Annotated in this window: 22 protein-coding genes and 1 tRNA gene; 16 read left to right on the top strand and 7 right to left on the bottom strand. The window is 51.4% G+C overall.

Going from position 1 to position 26,994, the window contains the following annotated elements; all coding sequences use genetic code 11:
- Positions 1-84: 84 nt before the first annotated feature.
- From MJ769_RS02270 to MJ769_RS02285, 4 genes are read left to right on the top strand one after another with little or no spacing between them, the layout of a single operon-like run.
- Positions 85-3,927 carry a cytochrome D1 domain-containing protein gene (locus MJ769_RS02270; protein ID WP_239234225.1) on the top strand — a complete coding sequence of 1,281 codons (3,843 nt, stop codon included), beginning with the start codon at positions 85-87 and terminating at the stop codon, positions 3,925-3,927.
- A gap of 10 nt (positions 3,928-3,937) precedes the next feature.
- The gene (locus tag MJ769_RS02275; protein ID WP_239234226.1) at positions 3,938-4,645 is read left to right on the top strand and encodes a hypothetical protein; all 708 of its coding nucleotides are present in this window, start codon (positions 3,938-3,940) and stop codon (positions 4,643-4,645) included.
- Positions 4,646-4,692: 47 nt separating this feature from the next.
- The gene (locus MJ769_RS02280; RefSeq protein WP_239234227.1) at positions 4,693-5,394 is read left to right on the top strand and encodes a hypothetical protein; all 702 of its coding nucleotides are present in this window, start codon (positions 4,693-4,695) and stop codon (positions 5,392-5,394) included.
- Positions 5,391-7,484, top strand: a complete 2,094-nt coding sequence (locus MJ769_RS02285) for a hypothetical protein (RefSeq protein ID WP_239234228.1) — start codon at positions 5,391-5,393, stop codon at positions 7,482-7,484. The genes MJ769_RS02280 and MJ769_RS02285 overlap by 4 nt, the downstream gene beginning before the upstream one ends.
- Before the next feature lie 262 nt (positions 7,485-7,746).
- On the opposite strand, the gene mnmE is transcribed toward MJ769_RS02285, so the two are convergent.
- From mnmE to rpmH, 5 genes are read right to left on the bottom strand one after another with little or no spacing between them, the layout of a single operon-like run.
- On the bottom strand, positions 7,747-9,096 hold the full coding sequence (gene mnmE, locus MJ769_RS02290; RefSeq protein ID WP_239234229.1) for a tRNA uridine-5-carboxymethylaminomethyl(34) synthesis GTPase MnmE: 1,350 nt from the start codon (positions 9,094-9,096) through the stop codon (positions 7,747-7,749).
- Positions 9,071-10,726, bottom strand: a complete 1,656-nt coding sequence (gene yidC / locus MJ769_RS02295; RefSeq protein WP_239234230.1) for a membrane protein insertase YidC — start codon at positions 10,724-10,726, stop codon at positions 9,071-9,073. Before yidC ends, mnmE begins: the two co-directional genes overlap by 26 nt.
- A 20-nt stretch (positions 10,727-10,746) precedes the next feature.
- Positions 10,747-10,956, bottom strand: a complete 210-nt coding sequence (gene yidD, locus MJ769_RS02300; RefSeq protein ID WP_239234231.1) for a membrane protein insertion efficiency factor YidD — start codon at positions 10,954-10,956, stop codon at positions 10,747-10,749.
- The gene (gene rnpA / locus MJ769_RS14625; RefSeq protein ID WP_445083052.1) at positions 10,956-11,306 is read right to left on the bottom strand and encodes a ribonuclease P protein component; all 351 of its coding nucleotides are present in this window, start codon (positions 11,304-11,306) and stop codon (positions 10,956-10,958) included. Before rnpA ends, yidD begins: the two co-directional genes overlap by 1 nt.
- Entirely contained in the window at positions 11,296-11,430 is a 135-nt protein-coding gene (gene rpmH, locus MJ769_RS02305; protein ID WP_239234232.1) for a 50S ribosomal protein L34, read from the bottom strand. Before rpmH ends, rnpA begins: the two co-directional genes overlap by 11 nt.
- Positions 11,431-11,906: 476 nt before the next feature.
- Between rpmH and MJ769_RS02310 the strand changes: the two genes are divergently transcribed.
- The 5 genes from MJ769_RS02310 to MJ769_RS02330 all read left to right on the top strand — a co-directional run bounded on the left by MJ769_RS02310 (position 11,907) and on the right by MJ769_RS02330 (position 16,220).
- On the top strand, positions 11,907-12,050 hold the full coding sequence (locus MJ769_RS02310) for a hypothetical protein (RefSeq protein WP_239234233.1): 144 nt from the start codon (positions 11,907-11,909) through the stop codon (positions 12,048-12,050).
- A 210-nt stretch (positions 12,051-12,260) separates the two neighbouring features.
- Positions 12,261-12,914 (top strand): hypothetical protein, encoded by a 654-nt coding sequence (locus MJ769_RS02315; RefSeq protein WP_239234234.1) that lies wholly within the window; start codon positions 12,261-12,263, stop codon positions 12,912-12,914.
- A 273-nt stretch (positions 12,915-13,187) separates the two neighbouring features.
- Positions 13,188-13,264, top strand: a tRNA-Met gene (locus tag MJ769_RS02320).
- 554 nt (positions 13,265-13,818) lie between these two features.
- A complete protein-coding gene (locus MJ769_RS02325) occupies positions 13,819-14,364 on the top strand; it encodes a heme NO-binding domain-containing protein (protein ID WP_239234235.1) in 546 nt (181 codons plus the stop codon).
- A gap of 2 nt (positions 14,365-14,366) precedes the next feature.
- A complete protein-coding gene (locus MJ769_RS02330) occupies positions 14,367-16,220 on the top strand; it encodes a putative bifunctional diguanylate cyclase/phosphodiesterase (protein WP_239234236.1) in 1,854 nt (617 codons plus the stop codon).
- Positions 16,221-16,319: 99 nt separating this feature from the next.
- Here MJ769_RS02330 and MJ769_RS02335 read toward each other — a convergent pair whose 3' ends face one another.
- Positions 16,320-18,152 carry a serine/threonine protein kinase gene (locus tag MJ769_RS02335; RefSeq protein ID WP_239234237.1) on the bottom strand — a complete coding sequence of 611 codons (1,833 nt, stop codon included), beginning with the start codon at positions 18,150-18,152 and terminating at the stop codon, positions 16,320-16,322.
- 233 nt (positions 18,153-18,385) lie between these two features.
- Positions 18,386-19,741 (bottom strand): metalloprotease PmbA, encoded by a 1,356-nt coding sequence (pmbA, locus tag MJ769_RS02340; protein WP_239234238.1) that lies wholly within the window; start codon positions 19,739-19,741, stop codon positions 18,386-18,388.
- A gap of 62 nt (positions 19,742-19,803) precedes the next feature.
- Between pmbA and yjgA the strand changes: the two genes are divergently transcribed.
- From yjgA to MJ769_RS02375, 7 genes are all read left to right on the top strand, one after another.
- On the top strand, positions 19,804-20,361 hold the full coding sequence (gene yjgA, locus MJ769_RS02345) for a ribosome biogenesis factor YjgA (protein WP_239234239.1): 558 nt from the start codon (positions 19,804-19,806) through the stop codon (positions 20,359-20,361).
- Between the two features lie 9 nt (positions 20,362-20,370).
- Positions 20,371-21,051 (top strand): alpha/beta hydrolase, encoded by a 681-nt coding sequence (locus tag MJ769_RS02350; protein WP_239234240.1) that lies wholly within the window; start codon positions 20,371-20,373, stop codon positions 21,049-21,051.
- A gap of 69 nt (positions 21,052-21,120) precedes the next feature.
- Positions 21,121-21,819 (top strand): leucyl/phenylalanyl-tRNA--protein transferase, encoded by a 699-nt coding sequence (gene aat / locus MJ769_RS02355; protein WP_239234245.1) that lies wholly within the window; start codon positions 21,121-21,123, stop codon positions 21,817-21,819.
- Positions 21,803-22,537, top strand: coding sequence for an arginyltransferase (locus tag MJ769_RS02360; protein WP_239234241.1), 735 nt, complete (start codon positions 21,803-21,805; stop codon positions 22,535-22,537). The genes aat and MJ769_RS02360 overlap by 17 nt, the downstream gene beginning before the upstream one ends.
- A 1-nt stretch (position 22,538) precedes the next feature.
- Positions 22,539-23,570, top strand: a complete 1,032-nt coding sequence (locus MJ769_RS02365; protein WP_239234242.1) for a quinone-dependent dihydroorotate dehydrogenase — start codon at positions 22,539-22,541, stop codon at positions 23,568-23,570.
- A 345-nt stretch (positions 23,571-23,915) separates the two neighbouring features.
- A complete protein-coding gene (locus MJ769_RS02370; RefSeq protein WP_239234243.1) occupies positions 23,916-26,219 on the top strand; it encodes a penicillin-binding protein 1A in 2,304 nt (767 codons plus the stop codon).
- Positions 26,220-26,225: 6 nt separating this feature from the next.
- On the top strand, positions 26,226-26,834 hold the full coding sequence (locus tag MJ769_RS02375; protein ID WP_239234244.1) for a nucleotidyltransferase domain-containing protein: 609 nt from the start codon (positions 26,226-26,228) through the stop codon (positions 26,832-26,834).
- Positions 26,835-26,994 lie beyond the last annotated feature (160 nt).

A 26,994-nucleotide genomic window follows, 5' to 3' on the forward strand; every position in this document is an offset into this window, starting at 1 on the left:
GACGCTGAGCGTAGCTACTAGTGGTTTGTTATTGGCCTCCGTGTTCCGTCTAACTCCCCTTAAAGTTTCTCCGTCAGGGTCTTCATGGGCATGCTCAAGCGTTTTGTTTGGATCATATTGCTTGGCTGCGCGGGGGTTATTGTCCGCGCCGAGCAAGCGCAAGCGGTTACCAGCATTCCCAACCAAACCAGCGGCCCCTACGCCTACATCACCAATTACGGCAGCAACAACGTCTCGGTCATCGACACCGCGAATGATACTGTGCTGGCGACCATCGCCGTCGGCTATGGCCCCTATGGCGTGACTGTCTCGCCCGACGCCACCCGGGTGTATGTGGCCAACTACGTGAGCAGCAGCGTCTCGGTGATCGACGCCACCACTAATAGCGTACTGGCTACCGTACCGATTGCGACCCGCCCCTACGGCTTGGCGGTCTCCCCCGACGGCCGACATGTATATGTCGTGGCCTATTTCAGCAACAATGTCTCGGTGATCGACACCGCTAGCAACACCGTGACGGCGACGATTCCGGTGGGCCAGCGTCCGCATGGCGTCGTGGTCAGCCAAGACAACAAGCAGGTGTATGTCGCGAACTATGCGACCAACGACATCACCGTGATTGACGCCACCCTGAATAGCGTGTCCGCGACCATTCCACTGCCCGCCAACAGCAATCCCTTCGGGTTGGCGCAGACCTTGGATAGCAGCAAACTCTATGTCACGGGCTGGAGCAGTAACGCCGTGTACGTTGTAGATACCGCGCGCAAGGCCGTAACAGCGACGATTCCCGTGGGCATGCGGCCGGTAAGTGCAGCGGTGAGCCCGGACGCTAGCCGGGTGTATGTCTCCAACTACAACGGCAGTACATCGATCACCTCGGTATCGGTGATCGATGCGGCCAGCAATATCATCACTAATACAATCACGGTCGGCACCCGCCCATACGCGTTTGGCAGTTTCATCAGCCTGCCGCAGCCGACGCTTTCTCTTTCTATATCAGGGCCGGACCTCCTCAACAACCCGATACCGAATGTCCTTTTTATTTATGGCACGGATTGCAATGGCAACCTTTGCCAAGTGTCGAACAATTACTTCAGCACCTTCGACCTGAGTGCCCAGCTAAACAACCAGCCGATTGGCAGCTTAACCACCTTCAATCCGACGCCCTCGAATGGAGGGCAACCCGGCGGTTCGGCAAGCTACACCCCGGCGAGCCGTTTACCGGAAGGAGCCAACAGCCTCAGCGCACAGGTCCAGGACCGGTTTGGCCACTTCACTTCACCGCTGACGAGAGCTTTCACCGTCGACACCATTGCGCCGAAGTTCCTGACGCTTGCGCCGACGAGCGGCGGCGTTTATCTGAATCCCACCGTCACAGTGAGCGGCAGCATCGACGATCCCACCGCTAGCATCTATTTCTCTAGCGTACCGTTGATATTTTTTGGTAACCAGGAAGGACCGAATTTCACTTTTCCGACCACCCTGGTGCCGGGACTCAATAACATAAATCTTAGCGCCATAGACTTGGCCGGGAACAACACAAAGACCAGTCTGAGCTTTACCTATACCCCCTTTATCCTTCACGTCAGCTCCCCTCAAAACAATGACTCGATCTATGGCAATCAGGTGACGGTGTCGGGGTATTTTAGCGGCACGAGCAATGCGAGTGTGAGCGTCAATGGCGTAGCGGCCAGTGTGAACGGCGTCAATTTCACGGCGGCTAACGTACCGCTGATCTCCGGTACCAATACCCTGCTGGTGACAGGTATCCGCGCGGACGATGGCAAAGTTCAAACCCAGCAACTCAGCGTCTTCAGTTACGCCCCGAGTATAGCGATCACCGCACCGCTTAATGGCGCAACGTTTACAGGTAATAGCGCGCTGGTCACGGGCACGTTTACCGGGTTGGTGGCGACGGTCACGGTGAATGGTGTCACGGCCACGCTTAGTGGCAACAATTTCTCCGCATCGGTACCGTTAGTCTTTGGCAACAATACGCTGGTAGCCACTGCCACCACAGCCCCCGCCGTCACAGTCATTCTCCTCAGTGCGACGCAAACGGTGAATGTCACTAGCTCGGCGCCCTCAATTGCCATTGCCAGTCCGACGGCCAATGCAACGCTCAACACCGCGATTGTCGCGGTGAGCGGAACATTTAATGGGCCATCGAATACGAGCATCACGGTCAATGGCGTGGCGGCAATAATAACGGGGAACACCTACACCGCCACGGTTCCGGTACGCTATGGCCCAAATACGTTGACGGCCAATCTCACTGCCGGCGCGACGACAGTGATCACCGCCGTGGCGGTGATCGGCACACTGCCGAGCATCAGCATTACCGCTCCTGCGGCCAACGCGACGATTGCGGCCAGCTCGGTCACCGTGAGCGGCACGTTCCAAGGACCAGCCAGTTCGACGGTTTCGGTCAATGGCGTGGCGGCAACAGTAACGGGGAACACCTACACCGCAGCAAATGTGCCGCTAACCTTTGGCAGCAATACGCTGACAGTGACTCTCACCGCGCCGGACAACTCGACTGCGAGTGCAGCGGTGACGGTCACGAGCACTACACCGACGGGGACTGGCACACTGCCGAGCATCAGCATTACCGCTCCTGCGGCCAACGCGACGATTGCGGCCAGCTCGGTCACCGTGAGCGGCACGTTCCAAGGACCAGCCAGTTCGACGGTTTCGGTCAATGGCGTGGCGGCAACAGTAACGGGGAACACCTACACCGCAGCAAATGTGCCGCTAACCTTTGGCAGCAATACGCTGACAGTGACTCTCACCGCGCCGGACAACTCGACCGCGAGTGCGGCAGTGACGGTAACAAGCACTACACCCACGGGGACTGGCTCACTGCCGAGCATCAGTATTACCGCTCCCGCAGCCAACGCAACAATCGCGGCCAGCTCGGTCACCGTGAGCGGCACGTTCCAAGCTTCGACCGGTGCGACGGTCTCGGTCAACGGCGTAGCGGCAACAGTAACCGGGAACACCTACACCGCAGCGAATGTCCCGCTAACTTTTGGCAGCAATACGCTGACAGTGACCGTCACCGCGCCGGACAACTCGACCGCGAGCGCGGTGGTGACGGTAACGAGCACTACACCCATGCTGACCATCGTCAGCCCCGCCGATGGCGCCAATATTAACGGCGATAGCATCCTGGTCAGCGGTACGCTCTTGGCTCCAATCAATAACGGGGTGACCGTCAATGGCGTGGTGGCTAATGTCGAGAATGGAAAATTTTACGCCAACAACGTGCCCTTGCAGCCGGGGGTGAATATCTTGACGGTGATCTACACCCAGGCGGATGGAACAACGGCGATGCAAACACATAGCGTTAATAGCACCGGCACGAATCCGCTTCAGGTTACGGCCAATGCTTATGCGGTTGCGGCATCGCTCAGCGTCAATCTTGTCCTGACGAGCCAAACGGGTAGTCCGATTCAAACCTTTAACATCGATCCAGGTGGCAATGGCAGTGTCGATTTGAACTTGGATGGTAGTGTTAGCTTGACCTATCCTGCGCCCGGCACTTATGTCGTTAATGTGACCATTACCGATGCGCTGGGAAGTCACAGTCAGGCGTTGGCGATTACGGTGTGGGATCCGGCGCAGATGGATAGTTTCTTTAACGCGGTGTGGACGGGGATGAATAATGCCTTGATCGCTGGCGACAAGACGAAAGCGTTGACCTATCTGAATTCCAGTGCGCAAGCCAAGTATGGGCCTGTGTTCGATGCGTTGCTGCCTGATATGCCAGAAATTATTGCATCCTATTCGCCACTGCAACGATTGCAGATCTACCCAGATATCGGTGAATATGCGGTCAACCGGGTCATCCACGGCGTGAACCGGATATTCCTCATCTACTTCCTGCTCGACAACGACGGTGTGTGGCGCATCGACAGCATGTGAAAGGGCGACAATGACACACCATAACTTCTTCTGTGCGCTTCTGGCGTCTGTCTTGCTGTCTGCACCAGTTCACGCCACGACCTATTCAGCCGAGGCGATCGACGCGCAGATTGTGGATGCTAAAACCAATCAACCCCTGGAAGGGGTGATCGTCGTCGCGCATTGGGAGGTGAGTCGTGTGGTGCCAACTTTTGTTCCGATCATGCCTTTTGGAAATGACCCGCGCGGGCCGTTTCAATTACAGATAATGGAAACGGTGACAGATGCGAATGGCCGTTTCCACTTTCCCGCGTGGGGGCCGTTGCCGGTACCGCCATTGGCGGCGCTAGGAGATCGTGATCCGGGTCTCATCTTCTTCAAGGAAGGCTACGTCCCCTGGGGTGCTTCGAATTACTACCCGAGCACCTTCGATTACTCAGCTAGTTCCACCCGTAGTTCAGAGGTCAACGGCACGACGATCAAGCTTAAGAAGTTTGAGGGTGACCTGCAAGCATATGCGGCTCAGTTCACTAATTTGAGCGTGAATTTGGGTTTTGCCACGTATACGCGCATTGGCAATTGCGACTGGAAGCGTATTCCTCGGATGTTGGGGACGGTCATAAAAATAAAAAGATCGTTCCGCGAAAAGCTTATTTTCAGCGCCCTACCAAACCTGAATAGCATTCAACAAGACGGATGCGGTTCGGCAGAAGAATGGTTAAAGGACTATCTGAAATGAAACTACGTTTGTTACTTTTAGTCGCGTCGCTGAAAGGAATTCCTGGAATGAATAGCCATATCGTGATTTTATTGACGTCTGTCTTGCTGTCTGCGCCAGTTCACGCCACGACCTACTCCGCCGAGGCGATCGACGCGCAGATTGTGGATGCTAAAACCAATCAGCCTCTGGAAGGGGTGATCGTTGTAGCTCATTGGGAGGTGAGTCGTGTGGTGCCCAGCTTTGTTCCGATCATGCCTTTTGTAAATGACCCGCGCGGGCCATTTCAATTACAGATCATGGAAACGGTGACAGATGCGAATGGCCGTTTCCACTTTCCCGCGTGGGGGCCGTTGTCGGTACCGCCGTTAGCGGCGCTAGGAGATCGTGATCCGCATCTCATCTTCTTCAAGGAAGGCTACGTTCCCTGGGCTATTTCGAATGGCCACCCGAGTACCTTCGATTACTCGGCTAGTTCCACCCGTAGTTCAGAGCTCAATGGCACGACGATCAAGCTTAAGAAGTTTGAGGGTGACCTGCAAGCCTATGCGGCTCAGTTCACTAATTTGAGCGGGAATTTGAATTTTGTCAGAAATTATCGCGATGACACTTGTAACTGGAAACGCATTCCGCGGATGTTGGGGACGGTCATAAAAATAAAAAGATCGTTCCGCGAAAAGCTTATTTTCAGCGCCCTACCAAATCTGGATGACATTCGACAAGACGGATGCGGTTCGGCAGAAGAATGGTTAAAGGATTATCTGAAATGAAAGTACGCTTGTTAGTTTTAGTCGCGTCGCTGATTAGTGCGCCGCCGGTCGCCGCGTACAAACAAAGTACGCACGAGGCAATGTCAAGAAATGCAGTGATAGCTTCGGATATCAACAAGGATTCCGCGGTAATGAGCCAGCTGGGCTTACCACCGTTCGCAACTGATCCCAGGTTTTCCACTTCTGCCTTTTTCGCATCACCGACGACCATTTTGGAGCTGTTTGCAAAAGGTGCCAACGACGAAGATGATGGCCTCCGCTCATTGCATCATTTTTTTAATCCGCTAACGAATGCGAGCATGTACACCCCGCCTTGGTCGGATTCGCCGGACTGGGCGGTTAGCGCTCCGGACGATCCGAGTTCAGTGAAGTTTTCTTTCAAGCAGGCACGGGAATATCTATGGCAGGCCACGGCCAACCCACTCAATAGTTATGCGTTCCGGCAGAAGCAATTTGGCATGATGTTCGAGTCTCTGGGACATGTGATTCATCATTTGGAAGATATGACTCAGCCGCAACATGTGCGCGACGATCAGCATTGTGATATCGATCTGTGTAGGTTGGTCGGGCAGTATAGCCCGAGTCTTTATGAGAGTTTTACCGCCAAAGAAGACGGCACCCTCCCTTTTGGTGGTTATGACCCCGTATATTCAAGCGCCGACACAGCATCCTTTAACACGATGCGCAACTTCTGGACTACTACCGTAAATGACAATACGGGAAAAGGTATTGCTGAGTACACGAATAGAGGATTCGTGAGCAAGGGTACGAATTTAGACACAACAGTATTCGCGCAACCTGCTCTTGGCAGTTCCACGGCGCTGGATACCGACATCGCCACGCTGTGCGGAGAAGATGCACTTATGGGATACGCAGCATGCCCCGCCGGCTTGAGTGGGGCGATGACCATGTACAGCAGTATCGTGACCGACAACTACCGCACTACAGCAGGAACCCGGGTCAATTCACGCACCAGCACCCAATCGATTTTCGACCAAGATTTGCAAGATGCGGGCGGGGGGCAGATTTTTTCGCTCAACCGTTTCAACTTTCATACCGCGCAAAGTTTGCTGATTCCCCGCGCCGTTGGGTATTCCGCCGGCCTGATCAACTATTTTTTCCGCGGCAAGATGCAAATCAGCTTGCCACCTGATGGCGTGTATAGCCTCATCGATGGCACGACTACCGGGTTCTCGAAGGTCAAACTGGGATTAACCAATGCTAGCCCGCCAGGTGAAGACATGACCGACGGGACGCTGGTGGCTGTCGCTAAATTTCATCGCAATACGTGTTATGCAGATGACCTTTCCGATGCATTGAACTTGAACGGCGATCTGACTTGTCGCAGCGAGGATGAAGAAATCGTCGTGTCCGCCCCACAAACAGGTGTCACGCTCGGCAACAGCCCGACTCAATTCACGTTCGATTTTAGCGAGCATCCTATTCCCAAAAATGCGACTGATCTTTATATCCAGGCGGTTTACCGAGGGCAGCTGGGGAGCGAGGCTGACGCAGTGGTGGTGGCCACCAAGGATATTTCCGAGCCCACTTACTTTTCCTATCACAACGACAGTGATTACATTCAGATCGCCGGCCACGTCTATACCCGCCCACAAGTTAACGCTAATCCGGGTTTGCTGGCACTGGTGAAACCGACTAACTGCGTCATTGCAAGCTCGCCTCCGACGTTGGCCCCAATTTGTTTTCAGCCACTTACACTTAACCAGGATTGGATCGCTGGTAATAGTGCTGTATCACTGTATACAGTGAGCAATTTACCGGTGCGGAGTTATACGCGCGTTGTGTTGTTAACGGATGCGGGCACAACAACCTCGATTGCCGATAAGATACAGCTATGTCAGCCTGACTCTGGTGCGATCACCCCCGTGGAAACTCAGCTTGATCTGACTACCAATACCTTCAAACATTCCACGATAAGATTCTGGCGCGGCTCTTACGGCTGGGAACACTATAGCTGTGCTTTCATTGGCGATGGTAGCGCCCCCGGCACGCCCGATGATCGCTCTAATGTAATTGCCCCTCGCACAGATGGAGCGGCAACCCCGACTGCCGTACAGGTTTTGTTCTAACCGGAAGTGGGTGTATGAGCGACCCAGAGCGCTTTCTGAGGTCGGCTGAGCTTTATGACTAATCAGGATGGGTTAGTCACACATTACTAGCAGCCTGTCGGTCTTAAAAGAAATCGGCTGCAAATTGAGCTGAACGGTGTATATTTCGCCGCTTTTTTGGGCAATAGAACAACTATTGCCCTGCAAAATCGTCAAAATCTGCCTTCGCTCAGCTCAATTTTCGCTACGACTCTTTAAGTCTGACAGGCTGCTAGGTTAATTTTTATTTTCCGATGCAAAACCGGCTGAATATTTCACCGAGCAGATCATCCGCACTAAACTCACCCGTAATAGAATTGAGTTCTTCGTGAGCCAGTCGCAGCTCCTCTGCGCAAAGTTCTGGACGTTTGATTTCCCCTGCGGCTCGCTGCAAATGGTCACGTGCGTTCAATAATGCATGGACATGTCGTTCACGCGCCATAAAGATGCCTGCCTCTTGATGCCAGCCAAGCAATGACAGCAACTTATTACGAAGGAGCTCAAGCCCCTCGCCTGTTTTAGCTGACAGATAAATGTGACTTTCGTCAATTTGTTCTTTTACATAGGCATGCTGAGCAAGCAAATCAACTTTATTAAAGACATATAATCGCGGAATTTCACGCGGCAACTCGTCTAAAATTCTCTGATCATCCTCAGTCATACCGTGGCTGGCATCCAACAGGATCAGGATAGCATCCGCTTTTTTCAGCGCTTCGTATGTACGCGCAATTCCCATCTGTTCCACTGCGTCCTCTGCCTTACGCAAGCCCGCCGTATCTATAATATGCAACGGCACTCCCCCGATCTGAATAGATCGGCTAATAAGATCGCGCGTGGTGCCTGGGAATTCACTCACTATCGCGACATCCTCTCCGCTCAATCGATTGAGTAGGCTCGACTTGCCGACATTAGGCTGACCGACCAGCACAATATGCGCACCTTCTCGCAACAGGCTTCCCTGTTGTGCCACACTCAAAATCTTTTCTAATTCAGCATGCAATACGACTAACCGTGTATCACGTTGCGTGACATTTAGTGCATCAATCTCTTCTTCCGGAAAATCCAGCATGGCTTCGATCAACATGCGTAACGCAACTAACCCGTCCACTAAGTGATGAATCACCTGGGAAAACTCGCCTTGTAACGAACGCATGGCACTGCGTGCAGCTTGACTGGTAGTAGCGGCAATCAGGTCGGCGACGCTTTCTGCTTGCGCCAAATCAAGTTTTTCATTTAGGAATGCACGCTGTGTAAATTCGCCCGGCTGGGCGAGGCGAGCTCCGATTTCAAGACAGCGCTGTAACACCAATTGCAGTATGGCTGTACCGCCGTGTCCCTGCAATTCTAAAGTGTCCTCGCCGGTGTAAGAGTGTGGGGCGGGAAAAAACAGAGCAATACCCTGATCCATAACCTGCCCTTGCTCATCCAGAAATGAAGCATAAGTTGCGTGCCGCGGCACAGGTACTTTGCCGATCAGAGTTTGTGCCAATAAGGAAAGGTCAGGCCCGGAGAGCCTGACTACGCCGATGCCACCTTGTCCATGAGGGGTGGCGATAGCGGCAATAACATCAGGCTTTAGCGGCGCCTTTGACATTAGCCTCCAGCCCACGCGTGATATACCACTGCTGAACGATGGAAAGTATATTGTTTACAATGGAATACAGTACTAGCCCAGCCGGAAAAAAGAAAAACACCACACTAAATATAATGGGCAATAACTTCATAAGCTTGGCTTGCAATGGGTCAGGTGGAACAGGGTTTAGCTTACTTTGGATGATCATGGTGGCGCCCATGATCAATGGTAAAACATAATATGGATCAGGCACCGACAAATCGGTGACCCAGCCGAAGAATGGGGCATAACGTAATTCGACACTTGCAAGAATAGCCCAGTACAGAGCGATAAATACTGGAATCTGAACGATCATCGGCAAACAACCCCCAAGCGGATTTATTTTTTCCGTCTTGTACAATTCCATCATCGCTTTATGCAGGCGCTCGCGGTCATCGCCATATTGCTGCTTGATTTTCTCCAACTTCGGAGCCACTACGCGCATTTTCCCCATGGAGCGATAACTGGCTGCAGACAACGGGAAAAATAGCAACTTAATAAACATAGTCAACAAGATAATGGCTACACCCCAGTTGAACACCCAGCCATGCAGGTAAGAAAGCAACCAGAACAATGGGGTGGAAATGATAGTCAGCCAGCCATAATCTACGGTTAATCCTAACCCTGGAGCGATTTCATCCAGCGAGGTTTGCGCCGGTCCCGCATAAAGCGGCACACTAATCTTTTTACTCTGACCTGGTGCAATTGCCGCTACTGGAAAAATTATTCCTACTGAATAAAGCTCGTTTTCCAGATGTTTGGTGTAAAACTCTCGTTGAATTTTGTCTTTAGGTAACCATGCCGCTACGAAATAATGTTGCAGCATACCTGCCCAACCATTGTCAGCGCTTTGAGAATGTTTGGCATTGCCTTTCTCAATATCTGGAAACCCTACCTTCTGAAACTTATCTTTCTCCGTGTAAATCGCAGTGCCAGTGTATGTAGGCAAGAACATTGATGTACCTTCGGGTGAAGATTTGTCTCGCACCAACTGAAAATAAGCAGATGGGGAAATCGGACTGGTTCCAATATTTTCGATTTCGTAGCCTACATCTACCACATAGCCTTCTCGATGAAATACATAAAATTTAGTGACTTTTGCACCAATAACATTTGTTGCAAGTAATCGCACTTCGATTGTGTCTTTACCTTCGGTTAATCGATATTCGTTGGCGAGAGCCGTGAATGTCGTATTGTGCGTGGGTAATCCAGTGCCAAGCAAACCCGTTTGAGCGATATACGTGTGTTCGCCTCGTTTTTGAAGCAATACGAACGGTTTGTTCTTGTTATTGCTGTCCCGTTGATGCACAAATTCCAAACGACGTAAATCACCGCCTACTGTATTAATTTCTGCGTTTAGATAATCAGTTTTTACAGTAATTTTTTGCCCAGTTTCAATCTTTTGTTGGGTTGCAGCTGCAATTGCCTCAGGGCTAACCGTAGTTGCTAAATTGGGTGCAGTATCTGGCGGCACGGTAGCTTGGGGAACGGCAGCTGCAGGCGCTGTTCGCACGATTGGTTGCTGAGTGCGTTGCCAGCTGTTCCAGAGCACCATGATTGATATTGAGAACGTCAAAAAAAAGAACAGCCTGAACAGCTTGTGAAAATCCATTTGGTTTCGCCTATGTAAATCTATGGGGCGGGATCATAACCACCTGGATTCCAGGGGTTGCAACGGATCACCCGCTTTATGCTCAACCAAGTACCACGCCAAGCACCATGTTTAGAGATAACCTCACGAGCATATTGAGAACAACTTGGAGTAAAACGACAGGTCGGCGGCATGAGCGGACTCAGTAAATATTGATATAAACTAATTAATCTGATTAATAGCTGCCGCATCACTTAGGGACAGATTGGAATAATTGTAATAAGGCCAACCGCCCTTCAACCGCAGTTTCAGAATTAAATTGCCGCTTTGCACGCACCACTACATCCACTGAGTGTGTGATTGAGAAATTAAGCCTAAATATATTTCGAATCATGCGCTTTGCAAAGTTTCTAGATACAGCCTTTGGCATGCTTCTTTTGCTGGCTATTACCCCAAGACGGGAATAGCCATTCTCATTTTTTCGTGTGTAGACTGCAAACCATTTATTAGTCAAACAATTGGCACGAAGCGCCAACTCAAACTCTTTCGGTTGCCTTATCCGGCGGCATGGAGGTAAAGTTTGTCCGGCATTAAACGGCAAGACGTGCTCGGCCTTTAGCTCTGCGGGCAGCTATAACTGCTCTGCCTCCCTTGGTCTTCATGCGAACCAGAAATCCATGAGTCCGTTTTCTTTTAGTGACGGATGGTTGATATGTTCGTTTCATTGTGAATGCCCCTAATTAATAATTGATACTCGAAAACCCGCTATTACATTATTTACGGGGGGCTATGTCAAGCTTAATTTATCTATGTGTCAGGTTCAGCCTGTTTATAAACACGTTTAACAAATAAATTTGGTTTTTCTGTGCACCATTTTTCAATGACAGATAGGCGTCAGGTGATACAAAGCGCGCTGCGGGATATGGTGGTCGATATGCCAAGGTGAGAAAACTAAAAACGATTTCGAGCATCTTCGCATTGATGGCAAGATTGCGCCCGAAATGCAGGCGATCATTTAACAGTCTGCTTTTATACGAATGCGATGATGCATGCCCTTTTGTTACCGGTGAACTCAGCGTAAAGTGCTTGCTGTAAGCTGTCTGTAAACGCGTTTCTTCTTGTGATGGGAAGTGCCTGACCGATATAGCGAACTCGCAGTTCCGAAAATGCTACCAAAATCTTGGAGCAAGGAATACGGGAGATGCCCACCATCCTCGACAAGCCAGCCGGAAAACGTGGCAAAATGGCCAAGTCAGACGCCCATGATTTGCTTGAGAGATTTTATAAGCACGAGGCTTTTGTATTGCTTTTTACCAAGAACGCCTTTGGTACCATTTACCAATAATCGTGGAGAGCGTGATTTGAGAATGAGCACGGTCAAAAAAAGTTTCCGGAGACTTCCGCTCAAAGGTTCACAGGCTGCTAGGCTCACGCTTTTCGTCGCATCACTTGTTCTGCAAATTATGGCTCACAAGGGGGATACCATGATCGCTATCAGAATGGCTTTGGCTGGTGAAGTGGGGGGCGAGTAGTTCCTAAAGATAAAATGAGGTCAATGATGAAGTGGCTGCTCTGGATATTGTTGCTGGCGAATTTGATGTTTTTTGCATTTTCTCAATGGGGTGAAACGTTAACAGGTGAAAATCAAAGTTTGAAGCATCAATCGTCGCTGAATGTGGAAAAGATCACGCTGCTGTCTACGCCGTCTGCCAAGACCGCAACGTCGCAGGATCAGCGAGCATTCACTGATGTTTGTCTGGAGTGGGGAGAGTTTTCCGATGCCGACAGCGTGCGAGCCTCGGCAGCTTTGGCAGCATTGAAGCTAGCCGACAAACTGTCGAAGAGACAATCTGAATATGCGATTGGTTACTGGGTATACATGCCACCCGCACAAACCACTGCGAAAATGAATAGTAATATCGCCGAACTTAAGAAGTTTAAAGTGAAGAGCTACTTCGCCGTACAGGACGCCGGAAAATGGAAAAATGCAATTTCGCTGGGCATTTTCAAGACAGAAAACGCAGCGCGTATAGCGCTAGGTAGCTTCCGGGCGAAAGGTGTTAAAACTGCCGAAATGGGAGAGCTCATGAGTAAATTTAAACATACGGTATTTGTGCTGAAATACCCAGACGAAGCCACAATTGAGAAAATGGTGACCTTGCATAATGAGTTTGCCGGCACCTCTGTGCATTTGGCGGCTTGTGATTAGACTTAAGCACATTGTGCAAACACCAGCATGATTGACAAGTAGCGGTTAAATCTGGAGAATACCGCGCTTTCGTGGCAATGCTAAGGCGGTTCGACTTAGGAGCACCTCAAAGGCGCGCTTCTAAAAATTCAAATTTCTAGACAAGGCAAGGCACGAGTAAAAAAGTTTAACTCTGCATATGGTCGATATATTGGAGATGGTTTTTTCGAGTAACGCCGTTTTGCGACGAGAATTGGCTTTCTAGAGACACTCCAAAACGATGATAAAATTTCAGGTGATATAGCTCAGATGGTTAGAGCGCAGCACTCATAACGCTGAGGTCGGTGGTTCAACTCCACCTATCACCACCAAAAAGTAGTATAAAGCAGTGCAAGCAAGTCCAAAGAACCCGTGTCAATCCCAGTGATTCGCGGGTTTTTTGCTTTACCACGTCCATTCTCGTATATTGCAATCTTGATAGTACTGGGGGCACGATAATAACGTTTATGCCCCCAGTAAAATTTTATGCCCCCAACGAGGTGATGACGTGACACATCTTTTCATCCGCCCCCTCCTACGAAGTTAGGCATCATTTCATTCAGCCTAGGCTACCGAGCTGCAAGGGTAATAAGCGCAAAACAGCTTTGCAAAATGTGGGGGATGGCCAGGAAGTAAATTTTTATCGCGGTTAATTGCGAGTGTTTTGTGCGCACTTTTGACTATCAGAGGGCTAGCTGGTGCCCCCGTGATCGCACAGCGGACTCTCGCTTAGTGCCTCAGAAGTGAGCATGCGGCCGTGCAGCTTTAGAGCGGTTGTTGCACATGGACGCAGATCAATCTTGTCATGTTCTCATGCCCAAATAACTTGCTTGTATGAAAGTGCGACATCTATAATGTTGGCTCTATCTCTTGTATAGGAACCAGCGTGAAAGGTGTCGTCTTTACCGAATTCATGGAGATGGTCGAGTCCCGTATGGGTCTCGACATGCTCGATCGCATTATCACCGAAGCCGAGCTGCCGAACGATGGTGCCTACACTTCGGTCGGCACCTACGATCACGCTGAAATGGTGCGCCTGGTCACAGCACTATCGAACGCGACCGGGCTAAGCACGCCGCAGCTGATTTTCATCTTCGGTGAACAGTTGTTCCAGCGCTTCAGCGTCAGCTATCCGGTGCTGTTTAGCGACGTTCAAAATGCGTTCGATTTCCTCAGCCGCATCGACGGCGTCATCCACGTTGAAGTACGCAAGCTGTATCCCGACGCCGAGCTGCCCAAGCTCGAGTGCGAACGGCCGTCCCCCAACGAGCTAACCATCTTGTACAGTTCGCCCCGCGGATTTGGCGACCTTGCCGCCGGTCTGATTGCTGGCTGCATCAAACATTTCGGCGAGCAGATCAGCGTATCCCGTACTGACCTCGAAAAATTAGATGCTTGTCATCGGGTCCGTTTCGACCTAGTGCGCGGATAAGCATGACGGACGACGTGCCAAGCACGCTTGTCTCGCGCAGTCTGGCGCGGGAACGCGCGGCGCGCAAGGAAGCCGAAACGCTGCTCGAGCAAAAGAGCCGCGAGTTGTACGACATCAACCGGAACCTGCGCAGCCTCAACGCGAACCTGGAAGAAAGCGAGGGGCGCTACCGTACTCTGGTCGAACTGATTCCCGATGCGATCTGGATCCACAGCAACGGCCAGGTGGTATTTGCCAATCCGGCCGCCTGCATCCTGTTCGGTGCCAGCGCACCCGAGCAACTGATCGGCACCGATGCGCTGAACCTGGTGCCAGTGCCATTCCGTAACCAGATGCTGGAAGGGACATACGGCGATATCGCCGCAGCGCAGTACCAGCCTCGCTCCTCGCTGCAGGTCGAGCGGCTTGACGGACGCCTGGTCGAGGTGGAATTCTTCGGTTGCGCGATTCGCTTTCGTGATGCGGACTCGATCATGAACGTCGCCCACGACATCACCGTACGGCGTGCGCACGAAAAGGCGATGGAATACCAGGCTACCCACGACCTGCTGACCGGCCTACCGAACCGCACCTTGTTTCTCGACCGCCTGAACCATGCGATCCGGCGCGCGGAGCGCCACGGCAGCCGGCTGGCGGTTATGTTCGTCGACCTAGACAAGTTCAAAGCCGTCAATGACACGCTCGGTCACAGTTTCGGCGACGAGCTGCTACGCATCGTCGCCGCCCAGCTCAAAATGTGCGTACGCGAATCGGATACCGTGGCGCGACTGGGCGGCGACGAATTCGTACTGCTGCTCGACGATCCGGTTGGTTCAGCCATGCCTGGCGTCATCGCCGAACGCATCGGCGAACGGCTTGGCGTGCCCGTCATGTTGGCGCTACAAGAACATGTCGTCACCGGCAGCATCGGCATCAGCACCTATCCCGAGGATGGGGACGACGCCGAAGTGCTGCTACGCCAAGCTGATATCGCTATGTATCGCGCCAAGGAAAGAGGGCGCAACGGCTTCCAGTTTTTTACCGAGGAGATGCAGCGTCGCCTCGATGCGCGCGTCGCGCTAGAGCAGGGCCTGCACCGCGCCTTGCAGCGTAACGAATTCGTGCTGCACTACCAGCCGCAAGTCGACTTGGTCAGCGGGCGGGTGATCGGCATCGAAGCGCTGCTGCGCTGGCAGTCGCCCGAACTGGGGCTGGTGCCGCCGATGCAATTCATTCCGGTGGCCGAGGAAAGCAACCTGATTTCAGCGATCGGCCAGTGGGTACTAGAGGAAGCCTGCGCCACGCTGCGCCGCTGGCAGGACAGCGGAGTACCGCTGGTGCCGATGGCGATCAACGTGGCTGCCTCGCAATTCGCCAACCAGGACCTGGACAAGCTGGTGAGCACCACCCTCGACCGGCATGCCGTGGAGCCACGTTTTCTCAGTCTCGAATTGACCGAGGGCTTGTCTATGGAAGACCCGGAATCCTCGATCGCCTTGATGAATCGCCTGAAGGCAATCGGCATCACCTTGTCGATCGACGATTTTGGCACCGGCTATTCAAACCTCAGCTACTTGAAGCGCTTCCCGGTCGACAAGCTGAAGATTGACCAGTCGTTCACGCGCGGCCTGACCTTCGTGCCGGAAGATGGCGCCATCGTCACGACCGTAATCCAGCTGGCCCACAGCTTGGGATTGCGCGCGGTTGCTGAAGGAGTTGAAACGGTCGAACAGCTTCGGTTGCTCGTGGCCGAAGGGTGTGACGAGATCCAGGGCTACTACTTCAGCCGGCCGATCCCGGAAGAACAGATGATCGCCATGCTTCAGTCCGGAATCGGGCTGGACCCGACTGAGCTCAAGCGCTCAATCGGTGTATAGGGAGCAGCCATATCTGGCTGCTCCCTATACACCGATTGGGCATACGGGTTCGCACCCGGGCTATGTTCACCCATCTATGGTGTAGACCGCTCGATTTTTTCAACTTTGCTCCGGTTCTGCGAGCAAAGCCATCTCCGTGAGAAAATTATCGACGCTACTAACAAATTGGCTTCCGGTGAGCTCAAGTCCTAAGATCGGAGAAAATTCTTTCAGCTTCTGAAATGCCGCCTCCAGCAGCTTAACTAGTTCTGCTGGTGACAAAAAGACTAGTTCGGCAAAACGAGTTGAGAACTCATCCAGCCGCAGAGCACCCTGTTCCACAGAAGTACCCGCTGCCAATTCGCAAAGCTCATTGGCAAAGGCTGCAATTTGCTGCTGAAGCTGAATAATGCTCGTGGGCTTCGGCAATTTCCCTAAATCCAGGCATTGGATGCTTCCCTGTATCGCTTCGGGAAATTTCCAGCGTGCGGCAACTGCCATGCCGAGGCTGCTGTAACTGATCCCGAGAACCCGGGCTGAAGCCGTCTCGTCACTCAAGCTGTATTCTTCGGTTAACCGCTTTATTTCGAAAAATTCCTCTTCAAAATAGAAAATAGTTAAGCTCTTGCCAAGCCGGTGGAACATTCCGCATATGAAAGCCTCCTCAGCCAAATCCTTATGTCCAAGACGGATGGCGAAATGGCGACCAATAAATGCGCTTACAAAAGAACTGATCAAAGTATCTTTGAGAGTTTGGTCCCCGCCTTTCAAGGCATCAAAATACATAAGGCCGTTACAAGTCGTGCGGATGACATTCATGCCAAGCCGTTTGATCGCATTCGATATCGTCTTGATGCCTTGACCCGTGCTTCCGTAAAAGGATGAATTGGCAAGCTGAAGAAGCTTGTTGGTGATAGCGTAATCCCTGAGGACTATGTTGGTCAGCATGTCCGCACTCGAGTCATTGTTCTCATCGGTCAGGCGGTTGATCTCGACCAAATTGTTCGAAAATGCAGGGAAAGCTGTCTTTCGCTCCAAGCGTTTAAGCAAAAACAAGACGGTACTGTGGTCGTCACCCCGGTCATTTGGCTCGAGCAGTTCGTCAACGGCTAGTTTCATTTCAGCAGCGTCGACAAAACGTTTGCTGGCATCATTACTCAGTGCACGCCGGATGACCGACTGCAGTCCGGAATTCAAACCCAGTCGATCCATGTCTCCCAGATCCAATTCGTTATCCGCTATTGCGCTGATGAGCGCTTGCAGGTCTTCCGCTGGCACGGGTGATCTACCACTCACCATTTCAAAAAGGATTAAACCCAGTACGAAGATGTCTGAGCGCGCAGTTAAGGGGCGATTGTTGAAATGTTCCGGCGACATGTAGAGTGGCGATCCAACCAGCTCGTCGCCTGGGACAACCACGTCCGTGCCGGCGATTTTTGCCAGCCCGAAATCCATAATACGGGGCACGCCGGCTATGTCGACCATAATATTGCTTGGTGACAGATCTAAGTGCAGGATGCCTTGACCATGGGCGCATGCAACGCCGGCGAGTATCGCACTAAACAGGGGTAAAGCCTCCTGCACCGGCATGGCACCGTTTTGCACCCGTTTCTCGCGAAGGGTCGTACCTTCGACGTAGGCAAAAACGAGATACGGGAAGTCGCGATACAGACCAGCCTCGTACAATGGCACGATATTCGGATGTTCCAGTTTGGCGACAATGCGCGCTTCGCTCGGAAAAGCTTCGCAGTTCGCGGGAGGTTTGTCGCCGCCTGTGGGATTTAACCACTTGATCGCAACCTGCCTTTCCAATACCGGATCAAAAGCCAGAAAAACTTTCCCTTGAAGGCCACTACCGAGCCAACGGCGAATAATAAACCGCCCCATCTTCAGTTGTTCGTTACGTGGTTTTAATGGGGTTTCCAGACTAACAGGCTGTTGGGAGAAGCTCATGTATTTTTCCTTTCCCGCTCATGTGAAATTTTTTTTGGCCATTTTTTAATTTCCAGCTTCCGCAAAAGCTGGTTTTGGGGGATTCGCAACTTAGTCTCATTTAGTGTACTTCGAATGGCGGCCGATCTCAGCCATCGGGCATTCGAATAGTAAGTTCCACCAGAAAGATGCCCTCCAGCCTGTGAAGTGCCTGCAAAGCAATTAGCATCGGCAGCTCACCGCTTTAAATAAGTTTATTGCCCTGCCACCATCATATTTTCAACCAAGATGGAACCACACTGCCGTGACCCCTGCACCAGTACATCATTACCCACAGCCGCAATATGTGTGTACATATCCTTCAAATTGTCGGCGATAGTGATTTCTTCTACCGGATATTGAATTTCTCCGTTTTCCACCCAGAAGCCCGCCGCACCGCGCGAGTAATCCCCGGTAATGTGATTTACGCCCTGCCCGAGCAGTTCGGTGACCAGCAAACCACGTCCCATTTTCTTTAGCATGTCGTCAAAATTCAGTTCACCAGGACGCAGAATCAGATTGTGATTGCCGCCTGCATTGCCAGTCGTTTTCATACCTAGTTTGCGCGCGGAATAGGTGCCGAGAAAATAGCTTTGCAGTACTCCATCTTGAACGATAGTGCGGCGTTGCGTTTTTACGCCCTCGTTATCGAAAGCGCTGCTGGCCAGGCCGCGAGGAATGTCGGGTATGTCATCAATACAGATGTTGGGTGAGAACACTTGCTTGCCCATGTGGTCGAGCAGAAAGGACGATTTTCGGTACAGGCTGCCACCGCTCACTGCACCAACAAAATGGCCGAGCAAGCTGGCGGCTATCGGCGCCTCGAACAATACGGGCACTTGCATAGTATCGAGCTTGCGGGCACTGAGTCGCCTCACGGCGCGTTCTGCCGCGATTCGGCCAACTTTTTCCGCTGCCAGCAAGTCGCTCGCGGCACGCGCTTCGCTGTACCAGTAATCGCGCTGCATGGCGTCGTCTTTGCCAGCGATGACGGCGCAGCTGATGCCATGGCGTGAGGTAGGATATCCACCGATAAAGCCCAAGCTGTTGGCATACACAAATTGGGACTCATGTATATTTACCGTGGCACCTTCTGAATTGTTAATCTTCTTATCGGCCTCAAATGCAGCTTGTTCACAGGTCTTGGCCAGCTCAATTGCACCTTCCACGTCCAGCAACCAGGGATGGTACAGGTCGAAATCGGGAAATTCGGTAGCCAGCATATCTTTTTCAGGCAACCCGGCACATTCGTCGCTGGCGGTGTGGCGAGCAATTGAGAGGGCGGCGTCCACCGCGTCACGAACTGCTTGCGGCGAGAAATCGGAAGTGCTGGCATTGCCGCGCCGCTGATCGATATAGACGGTAATGCCAAGGCCTTTGTCACGGTTGTATTCTATGGTTTCTACTTCCCCATGACGCACTGTGACGGCTTGGCCGAAGCCATCCGACACTTCGGTTGTAGCGGCGGTTGCCCCTTGGTGGTTGGCATATTCAAGCATGTCCCGCGCAATTTGGCGCAGGGTATCGGCGGAATGAGAAAAACGATGTTTGGGTGGTGTAATGTCATTCATAAGGTTAAACGCTTTTATGGGAAAGCGTTATCATAACAATATCTATTTATAATTTCGCACCTATGCACCACTACAATGACAATACCGAAGAATTAAATTTGCCGCCCAGCAAGACCAAGATCAAGCAGCAAATGCATGATTTGCAAGATATTGGTGAGCAATTGGTTGGGCTCAGTACCGACAAGCTGAAACAGATGGATTTGCCGGAAAGCTTGTTTGACGCCGTCCGTGAGATGAAACGCATCAATAAATTTGGCGCGCAACGACGACAAATGCAATATATCGGCAGATTAATGCGCGACGTAGAAACTGCGCCCATCGTGGCCAAGCTGGAAGCATGGAGCGGCAAATCGAACCAGCACATCGCTTGGTTGCATCAATTGGAAAGGTGGCGAGATCGTCTACTGGAAAGCGATACAGCGCTGACCGAGTTGCTCGCTGATCATCCAGAAACAGATGCACAAAGACTGCGGGCACTGGTTCGAAATGCGATCAAGGAAAAAGAACTGGCAAAACCGCCGAAGAACTATCGTGAAATTTTTCAGCTGCTGCGTGAAATTATGCCAGAACAAATTTCAAAAGCACCCGACATAGACTCATCCACCATTTCAGATGCATAACATCAAACCATGAATAGCGTGCTACCACATATCACTCTCGAAACCGGGAAATCCCCCCAGCACAGCATCATCTGGCTGCATGGCTTGGGCGCTGACGGCGAGGATTTTGTTTCCATTGCGGAAGAAATGAATCTGCCGGTAGCGGTACGTTACCTGTTTCCGCATGCACCCAAACAGCCAGTCACCATCAACGGCGGTGCAATCATGCGTGCATGGTATGACATCATGGCTTCTGACATTGCCACCAAGCAAGATGCCAAGGGTATTCGTGCTTCACAAGCGGCTATTGAAGTGCTTATTGCTCAGGAAAAACAACGTGGCGTTATCGCAAATAATATTTTTCTCGCGGGCTTCTCACAAGGCGGAGCCATTGCGCTGCATACCGGTTTGCGCCATTCGTCGCGCCTGGGCGGCATTCTTGCTTTATCTTCCTATCTTCTTCAGGCCGAAACATTGTCGAGTGAAGCCAGTGCAGCTGCTCTCAATATCCCTATTTTCATGGCACATGGGAATAGTGACCCAGTCGTGTCTTATGCGCGAGGAATAGAATCGGCAGACGAATTAAAAAAACGGGGTTATCAGGTTGAGTGGCATGAATATCGCATGCAACATTCGGTATGCCCGGAAGAAGTGCGTGATATCGAGACTTGGCTGACACAAAAATTAAATACAGAACCTCCTAAGCCTTGATTTGCGAGCATCTGCCAAGCAGGTGCGTCTGCTTAAACTACATTTACTCTGGCTGGCTTGTTGCAAAAGATGATCACGTTGTTGAATATTGGTACGCCCTTTCCGCCTGTAGAGCAGGCACTACTTGAGCCGAATGGCTTGCTGGCTGCGGGGGGCAATCTTTCTGCACACAGACTGCTGGATGCTTATCGGCAAGGTATCTTCCCATGGTTCAATATAGGGGACCCCATTCTCTGGTGGAGCCCAAGTCCACGCATGGTACTAATTCCTGATGAATTCAAAATTTCCCGGTCGCTCCACAAGACTTTACGCAATAAGTGCTATGAAATTCGTACTGATAGCGCTTTTGAACAGGTCATGCGTGCTTGTGCTGCTCCGCGTGGCGAACAAGCAGGAACATGGATACATGAAGAGATGATTGCAGCTTATACAGAGCTGCATCAGATGGGCGTAGCACACTCGGTGGAGGTAGGGATGAATGGCAGTCTGGTGGGTGGGCTATATGGCGTCAGTATCGGGCACATGTTCTATGGCGAATCGATGTTCAGCCACGCCACTGATGCATCCAAGATTGCGCTCGCTCATCTCACTGCACAACTACAACGCTGGGGTTATGGCATGATTGACTGCCAGATGAGCACACCGCATCTTGCTTCGCTCGGCGCACGCGAAATCCCTCGGGCGGAATTTATGCATCGCTTAAAAGAATTGATACACTATCCGGATACTCCGCTCAAATGGCAGTTCGACCATGACCTTGTTGCATGACATTCCGCTGTCGGCGCTGCAGCTTTACCTTACAGCCCCGTATTCATGTAGCTACCTGCCGGATCGACTCGCGCGCTCGCAGGTTGCCACGCCCAGCTTTTTGATCCCCCCGGCTGTGTATTCGGAGCTGGTGCGGTGCGGCTTCCGCCGGAGCGGATCGGTTACGTATAGACCGCACTGCGATGCCTGCCAAGCCTGCATTCCGGTACGTGTCGAAGTGGCATCGTTCGTGCCCAGTCGTACACAGCGCCGATCCAGGCAACGCCACGTTGGTTTGGAGGCCTCGTTGCACGCATTGAAAGACGACGAGGAATATTTCGCTTTATATCAGCGTTATCAATTGGCACGACATCCTGATGGCGGCATGAAAAATGACAGCCGAAACCAATACCGCCAGTTTTTGCTGCAAAGCCATGTTGATTCCACTCTAGTAGAGTTCCGCGAAAATGGAGTGCTACGCATGGTGAGTATCATCGACATTCTTGACGATGGGCTATCCTCGGTTTATACGTTTTATGAACCGAATGTAGCGCAAGCCAGCTTTGGCACCTACAACGTCCTGTGGCAGATCAATCTGTGCCGGAAGTTGCAACTGGAATATTTGTATCTGGGTTATTGGATAGAGAAGAGCGACAAAATGGCATACAAAGCCAATTTCCGCCCGCTGCAAGGACTTATACAAGACAAGTGGCAAGTGCTCCCTACTAACAGGCCGTGACATGTATCCGCTGATTCGACCACTGCTCTTTTCTTTTAAGCCGGAAACTGCCCACCTCATTACGCTTGATGCACTACAGTTTGCCTATCGGCTTGGCTTGCTGCCGCAGTTTGCCAAACGTCCGGCAGACAACCCACATAAAGCGATGGGGCTGATCTTCCCCAACCCGGTCGGGCTGGCCGCAGGCTTAGACAAAAACGGCGATCACATCAATGCGCTGGCCGCGCTGGGTTTTGGTTTCATTGAGATCGGGACTGTCACGCCCCGTGCCCAAGAAGGTAACCCAAAGCCGCGCTTGTTCCGCTTACCTGAGGCTCAGGGAATTATCAACCGCATGGGGTTCAACAACCACGGCGTGGATGCACTCATTGAAAACGTAAAACGCACAGATTATCGCGGCATTCTTGGCATCAACATTGGCAAAAATTTTGACACGCCGATTGAACATGCTGCCGCTGATTATCTGATTGGGTTAAGGCGTGTATACACTTACGCCAGCTATGTTGCCATCAATATTTCTTCGCCTAATACCAAGAATTTGCGCCAGTTACAGGGGAATGAAGAACTGGATGCGTTGCTCACGCAACTTAAAGCGGAGCAGGAAAAACTGGCTGATGTGCACGGTAAATATGTTCCCTTGGCGTTAAAAATTGCCCCCGATCTTGATAGCGAACAAATCCGCCAGATAGCGACCCTTTTGCAACGCCACCGTATCGACGGCGTGATTGCCACTAATACAACGCTGACGCGCACAGGCATCGAACATGTTTCGCAACATACGGAGACGGGCGGACTGAGTGGCGCGCCATTGCGTGACAGATCTACTGCCGTCATCCGCGAACTTGCCGCTGCACTTCAGGGAGCGCTGCCTATCATTGGCGTAGGAGGTATCCTGAGCGGAGAAGATGCAGCGGAAAAGGTACGCGCTGGCGCTGCGCTAGTACAGATTTATAGTGGACTGATTTATCGCGGTCCTGAGTTGATCAATGAATGTGTTAAAGCGATTGGAAACTCGCGAAGCGGGGTGGAATAATTGCAGCGTAATCATTCGCGCTTATTTAAGTCGTGTGTATAGAGTGGGGTTTCAATTCAGGCACCGTGCGTATTTTTTTGTGGCTGATAATGCGCGTAAGGTAATTGGCATGGGCACGCTCGGTTTTCGTGCAAATTCACTGGTGCTTTGGCCTGATTCGGCATTTCTTAGAAACGCTTCCGTATGTTTCAGACTTTAATCCTCGCCAAGATCACTGGAGAAGATAGCGTTAGGTCAAAACTAGAGTTATGATGGTTCTGCGCTTCATAAGTTTTGCTGTTGGGTTATTCACATACCAAGAGTCGATATAATCCTAACTATGCCCTTTATACAATTTCTTACCCCATGACTTCCCGCTGGTTGCTCTATCCGATCATAGCTGGCCTTGCTTTCATCATCACACCTTTGCTGTTACTGGTGTTTTCGGCGATGCTGGTATACCCCACACTACCCTCGCTAGAAGCATTGACCGACTATCGACCTAAAATCCCGCTACGCATATACAGTGTGGAGGGCATCCTGATCGGCGAATTCGGAGAGGAACGTCGCGCGCTGGTCAAGATTGACGAAGTACCCGACTTGATGAAAAAGGCCATCCTCGCAGCGGAAGATGATCGGTTTTATCAGCACGGTGGGGTGGATTACATGGGCGTATTACGCGCTGCTTATTACAATTTCACTTCGGGCGGCGTCAAGCAGGGAGCCAGTACGATCACCATGCAAGTGGCACGCAATTTTTTTCTGACCAAAGAAAAAAAATTGTCGCGCAAATTTAACGAAGTGTTGCTTGCCATCAAGATCGAACATAATCTGAGTAAGGATGAAATCCTCCAGCTGTATATTAATCATATCTATCTTGGTCAACGTGCCTATGGCTTTGCTGCTGCCGCGCAAGGCTATTTCGGCAAAAGCCTTAACCAACTCAGCGTGGCTGAGTTCGCTATGCTGGCCGGCTTACCCAAGGCCCCTTCCATTTATAACCCGGTGGTCAACCCTAAGCGGGCCAAATTGCGCCAAACGTATGTGCTACGTCGCATGCATGAGCTGGGTTTCATTGATATCCAGCAACAAGATACGGCACTGCATCAACCCTTGATGGTGAAACGCAGCTATCAAGAGTTTTCAGGTAAAGCGGAATATCTGGCGGAAATGGTTAGGCAAGAAGTATTCAAACGCTATCAGGATGATACATATACGCAAGGAATCAAGGTCTATACAACTATCCGTCAGCGAGACCAGGCAATAGCCTATGAAGCCCTGCGCAAAGGTGTGCTTGATTATGACCGACGCCATGGTTACCGCGGCCCGGAAGGCTATATTGATCTAAACAAAGGGGATTCCGAGGAGTATATGGAAGAGGCGCTACAGGATATTGCGGATAGTGACGACATGATTCCCGCCGTGGTACTTGAAGCGAATTCCAAAGTTATCCGCGCTTACAGCAAGGGGGGCGCAATTGCCAACATTAGCGGGGAAGGGCTGAAATTTGCTCAGTCTTATATGAGCACCAAGACTGCACTGAATCGGCGTTTACGTACCGGTTCACTAATCTACGTACAGAAGGACGAAAAGAATGTTTGGAAAATTGTCCAACTACCGAAAGTGGAAGCAGCTTTCGTTTCTGCCAATCCGCAAAATGGCGCGATCTATGCACTGGTAGGCGGCTTCGATTTCAACCGCAACCAATTTAACCATGTCACTCAGGCTTGGAGGCAGCCCGGCTCCAGCTTCAAACCGTTCATATATTCCGCCGCATTGGAAAAGGGTCTGACCCCTGCCACCGTTATTGACGACGCACCCTTAATGATTGATGCGGTAGAGACAGGCGGCGCTGCCTGGGAGCCGAAAAATTACGATGGGTTATTTGACGGTCCTATGCGCATGAGGCAAGCGCTTATTAAATCCAAAAACATGGTCTCTATTCGCATCCTGCAAACTATTACACCGCAATATGCACAAGACTACATCACCAAGTTTGGCTTCGACGCAGCCAAGCACCTCCCATACCTCACTATGGCATTAGGTGCCGGTTCGGTTACGCCTATGCAAATACTGACGGGTTACTCCGTCTTTGCCAATGGCGGCTTCCGCATCACCCCCTATTTCATCCAACGCATTGAGGACAGCAATGGCAATGTGCTACACCAGGCCGCGCCCGTTGTGGCCGGAGAAACGGCCCCGCAGGTTATAGATGTGCGTAACGCCTACACCATGGTGAACATGATGCAAGACGTGGTGCAGCATGGCACGGCCTTCCGTGCCATGCAATTGGGTCGCCATGATTTAGCGGGCAAAACCGGCACTACAAATGAGTCGAGGGATGCCTGGTTCAGCGGTTTCCATCCCACCGTGGTAGGCATTACCTGGGTCGGTTTTGACAACCCACGCAGTCTGGGCGAGAGGGAAACCGGCGGCGGGGCAGCATTACCCATTTGGATGGATTACATGGGAAAAATACTCAAGGGCGTACCTGAAGCCACCTACACCATGCCAGAAAATATGGTGGCTGCACGCATTAACAACGATGGAAAGCGGGATGAGGCTGGCGATTTAGTGGAGTATTTTTACCAAGAAAATTTGCCGCCAGAGCAAGCCGTCCCGCCACCGGAAGAAACGCTTATCGAATCAATTATTAATCACATGTTTTAATTTGATATGAGTAAAGATCGTTTACATCGGCGTGATCTGATGCGTGAACGGCTAGCTCATCATGCCGCGCGTCTAATGGCCGAAGGTGGCATTACCGATTATGCTTTTGCCAAACGCAAGGCCGCCAAACAAATGGGCGCTGAAGATACGCAGCACCTGCCCAGCAATGATGAAGTTGAAATGGCGTTACGTAGCTTCCGTGCCCTGTATCAAAGTGAAAGCCATCCGCTTGCCCTGCACCAATTACGTCAGCAGGCGCTCGCCGCCATGCAATTATTGGAGTCCTTCCATCCCTTCCTCACCGGCTCCGTGTTGAACGGTACGGCGGGTGAGCACTCAGACATTAATCTTCTGGTTTATTCCGATGATGAAAAGGCCATAATGATGTTCTTGCTTAAACATAATCTGCCCTTTGAAGGCGATGAGTGGTCTGTACATCTGGCGGGCAGACAACAAACTGTGCCCAGCTTTACACTGAAAACTGAAACAGGTGTACCGGTGAATATCGCAGTATTGCCTGAAAATGCAAGGCACAGCGGCAACCGCAAGATCGGGAAACAAGCGGATATGGGTGCGGTGAAACGGTTGCTGGATGAACGTGTGGATAACGAATAGATACTTTATATAACCTGCGTAATAAGTTACGAATGATTATTGGCCGCAGATAAACCTGCAGTAGCGTTCTACGCAGCCTTTTGCTCATAATGAAACGGTAGTCTTAAGGGCACCTCTAAAAATCCCCTATCTCTGTAATCGAATTTGCTGTGTTTTGCGT

The sequence above is a fragment of the Candidatus Nitrotoga sp. BS genome (genome assembly GCF_927797785.1).
Classification (GTDB): Bacteria; Pseudomonadota; Gammaproteobacteria; order Burkholderiales; family Gallionellaceae; genus Nitrotoga.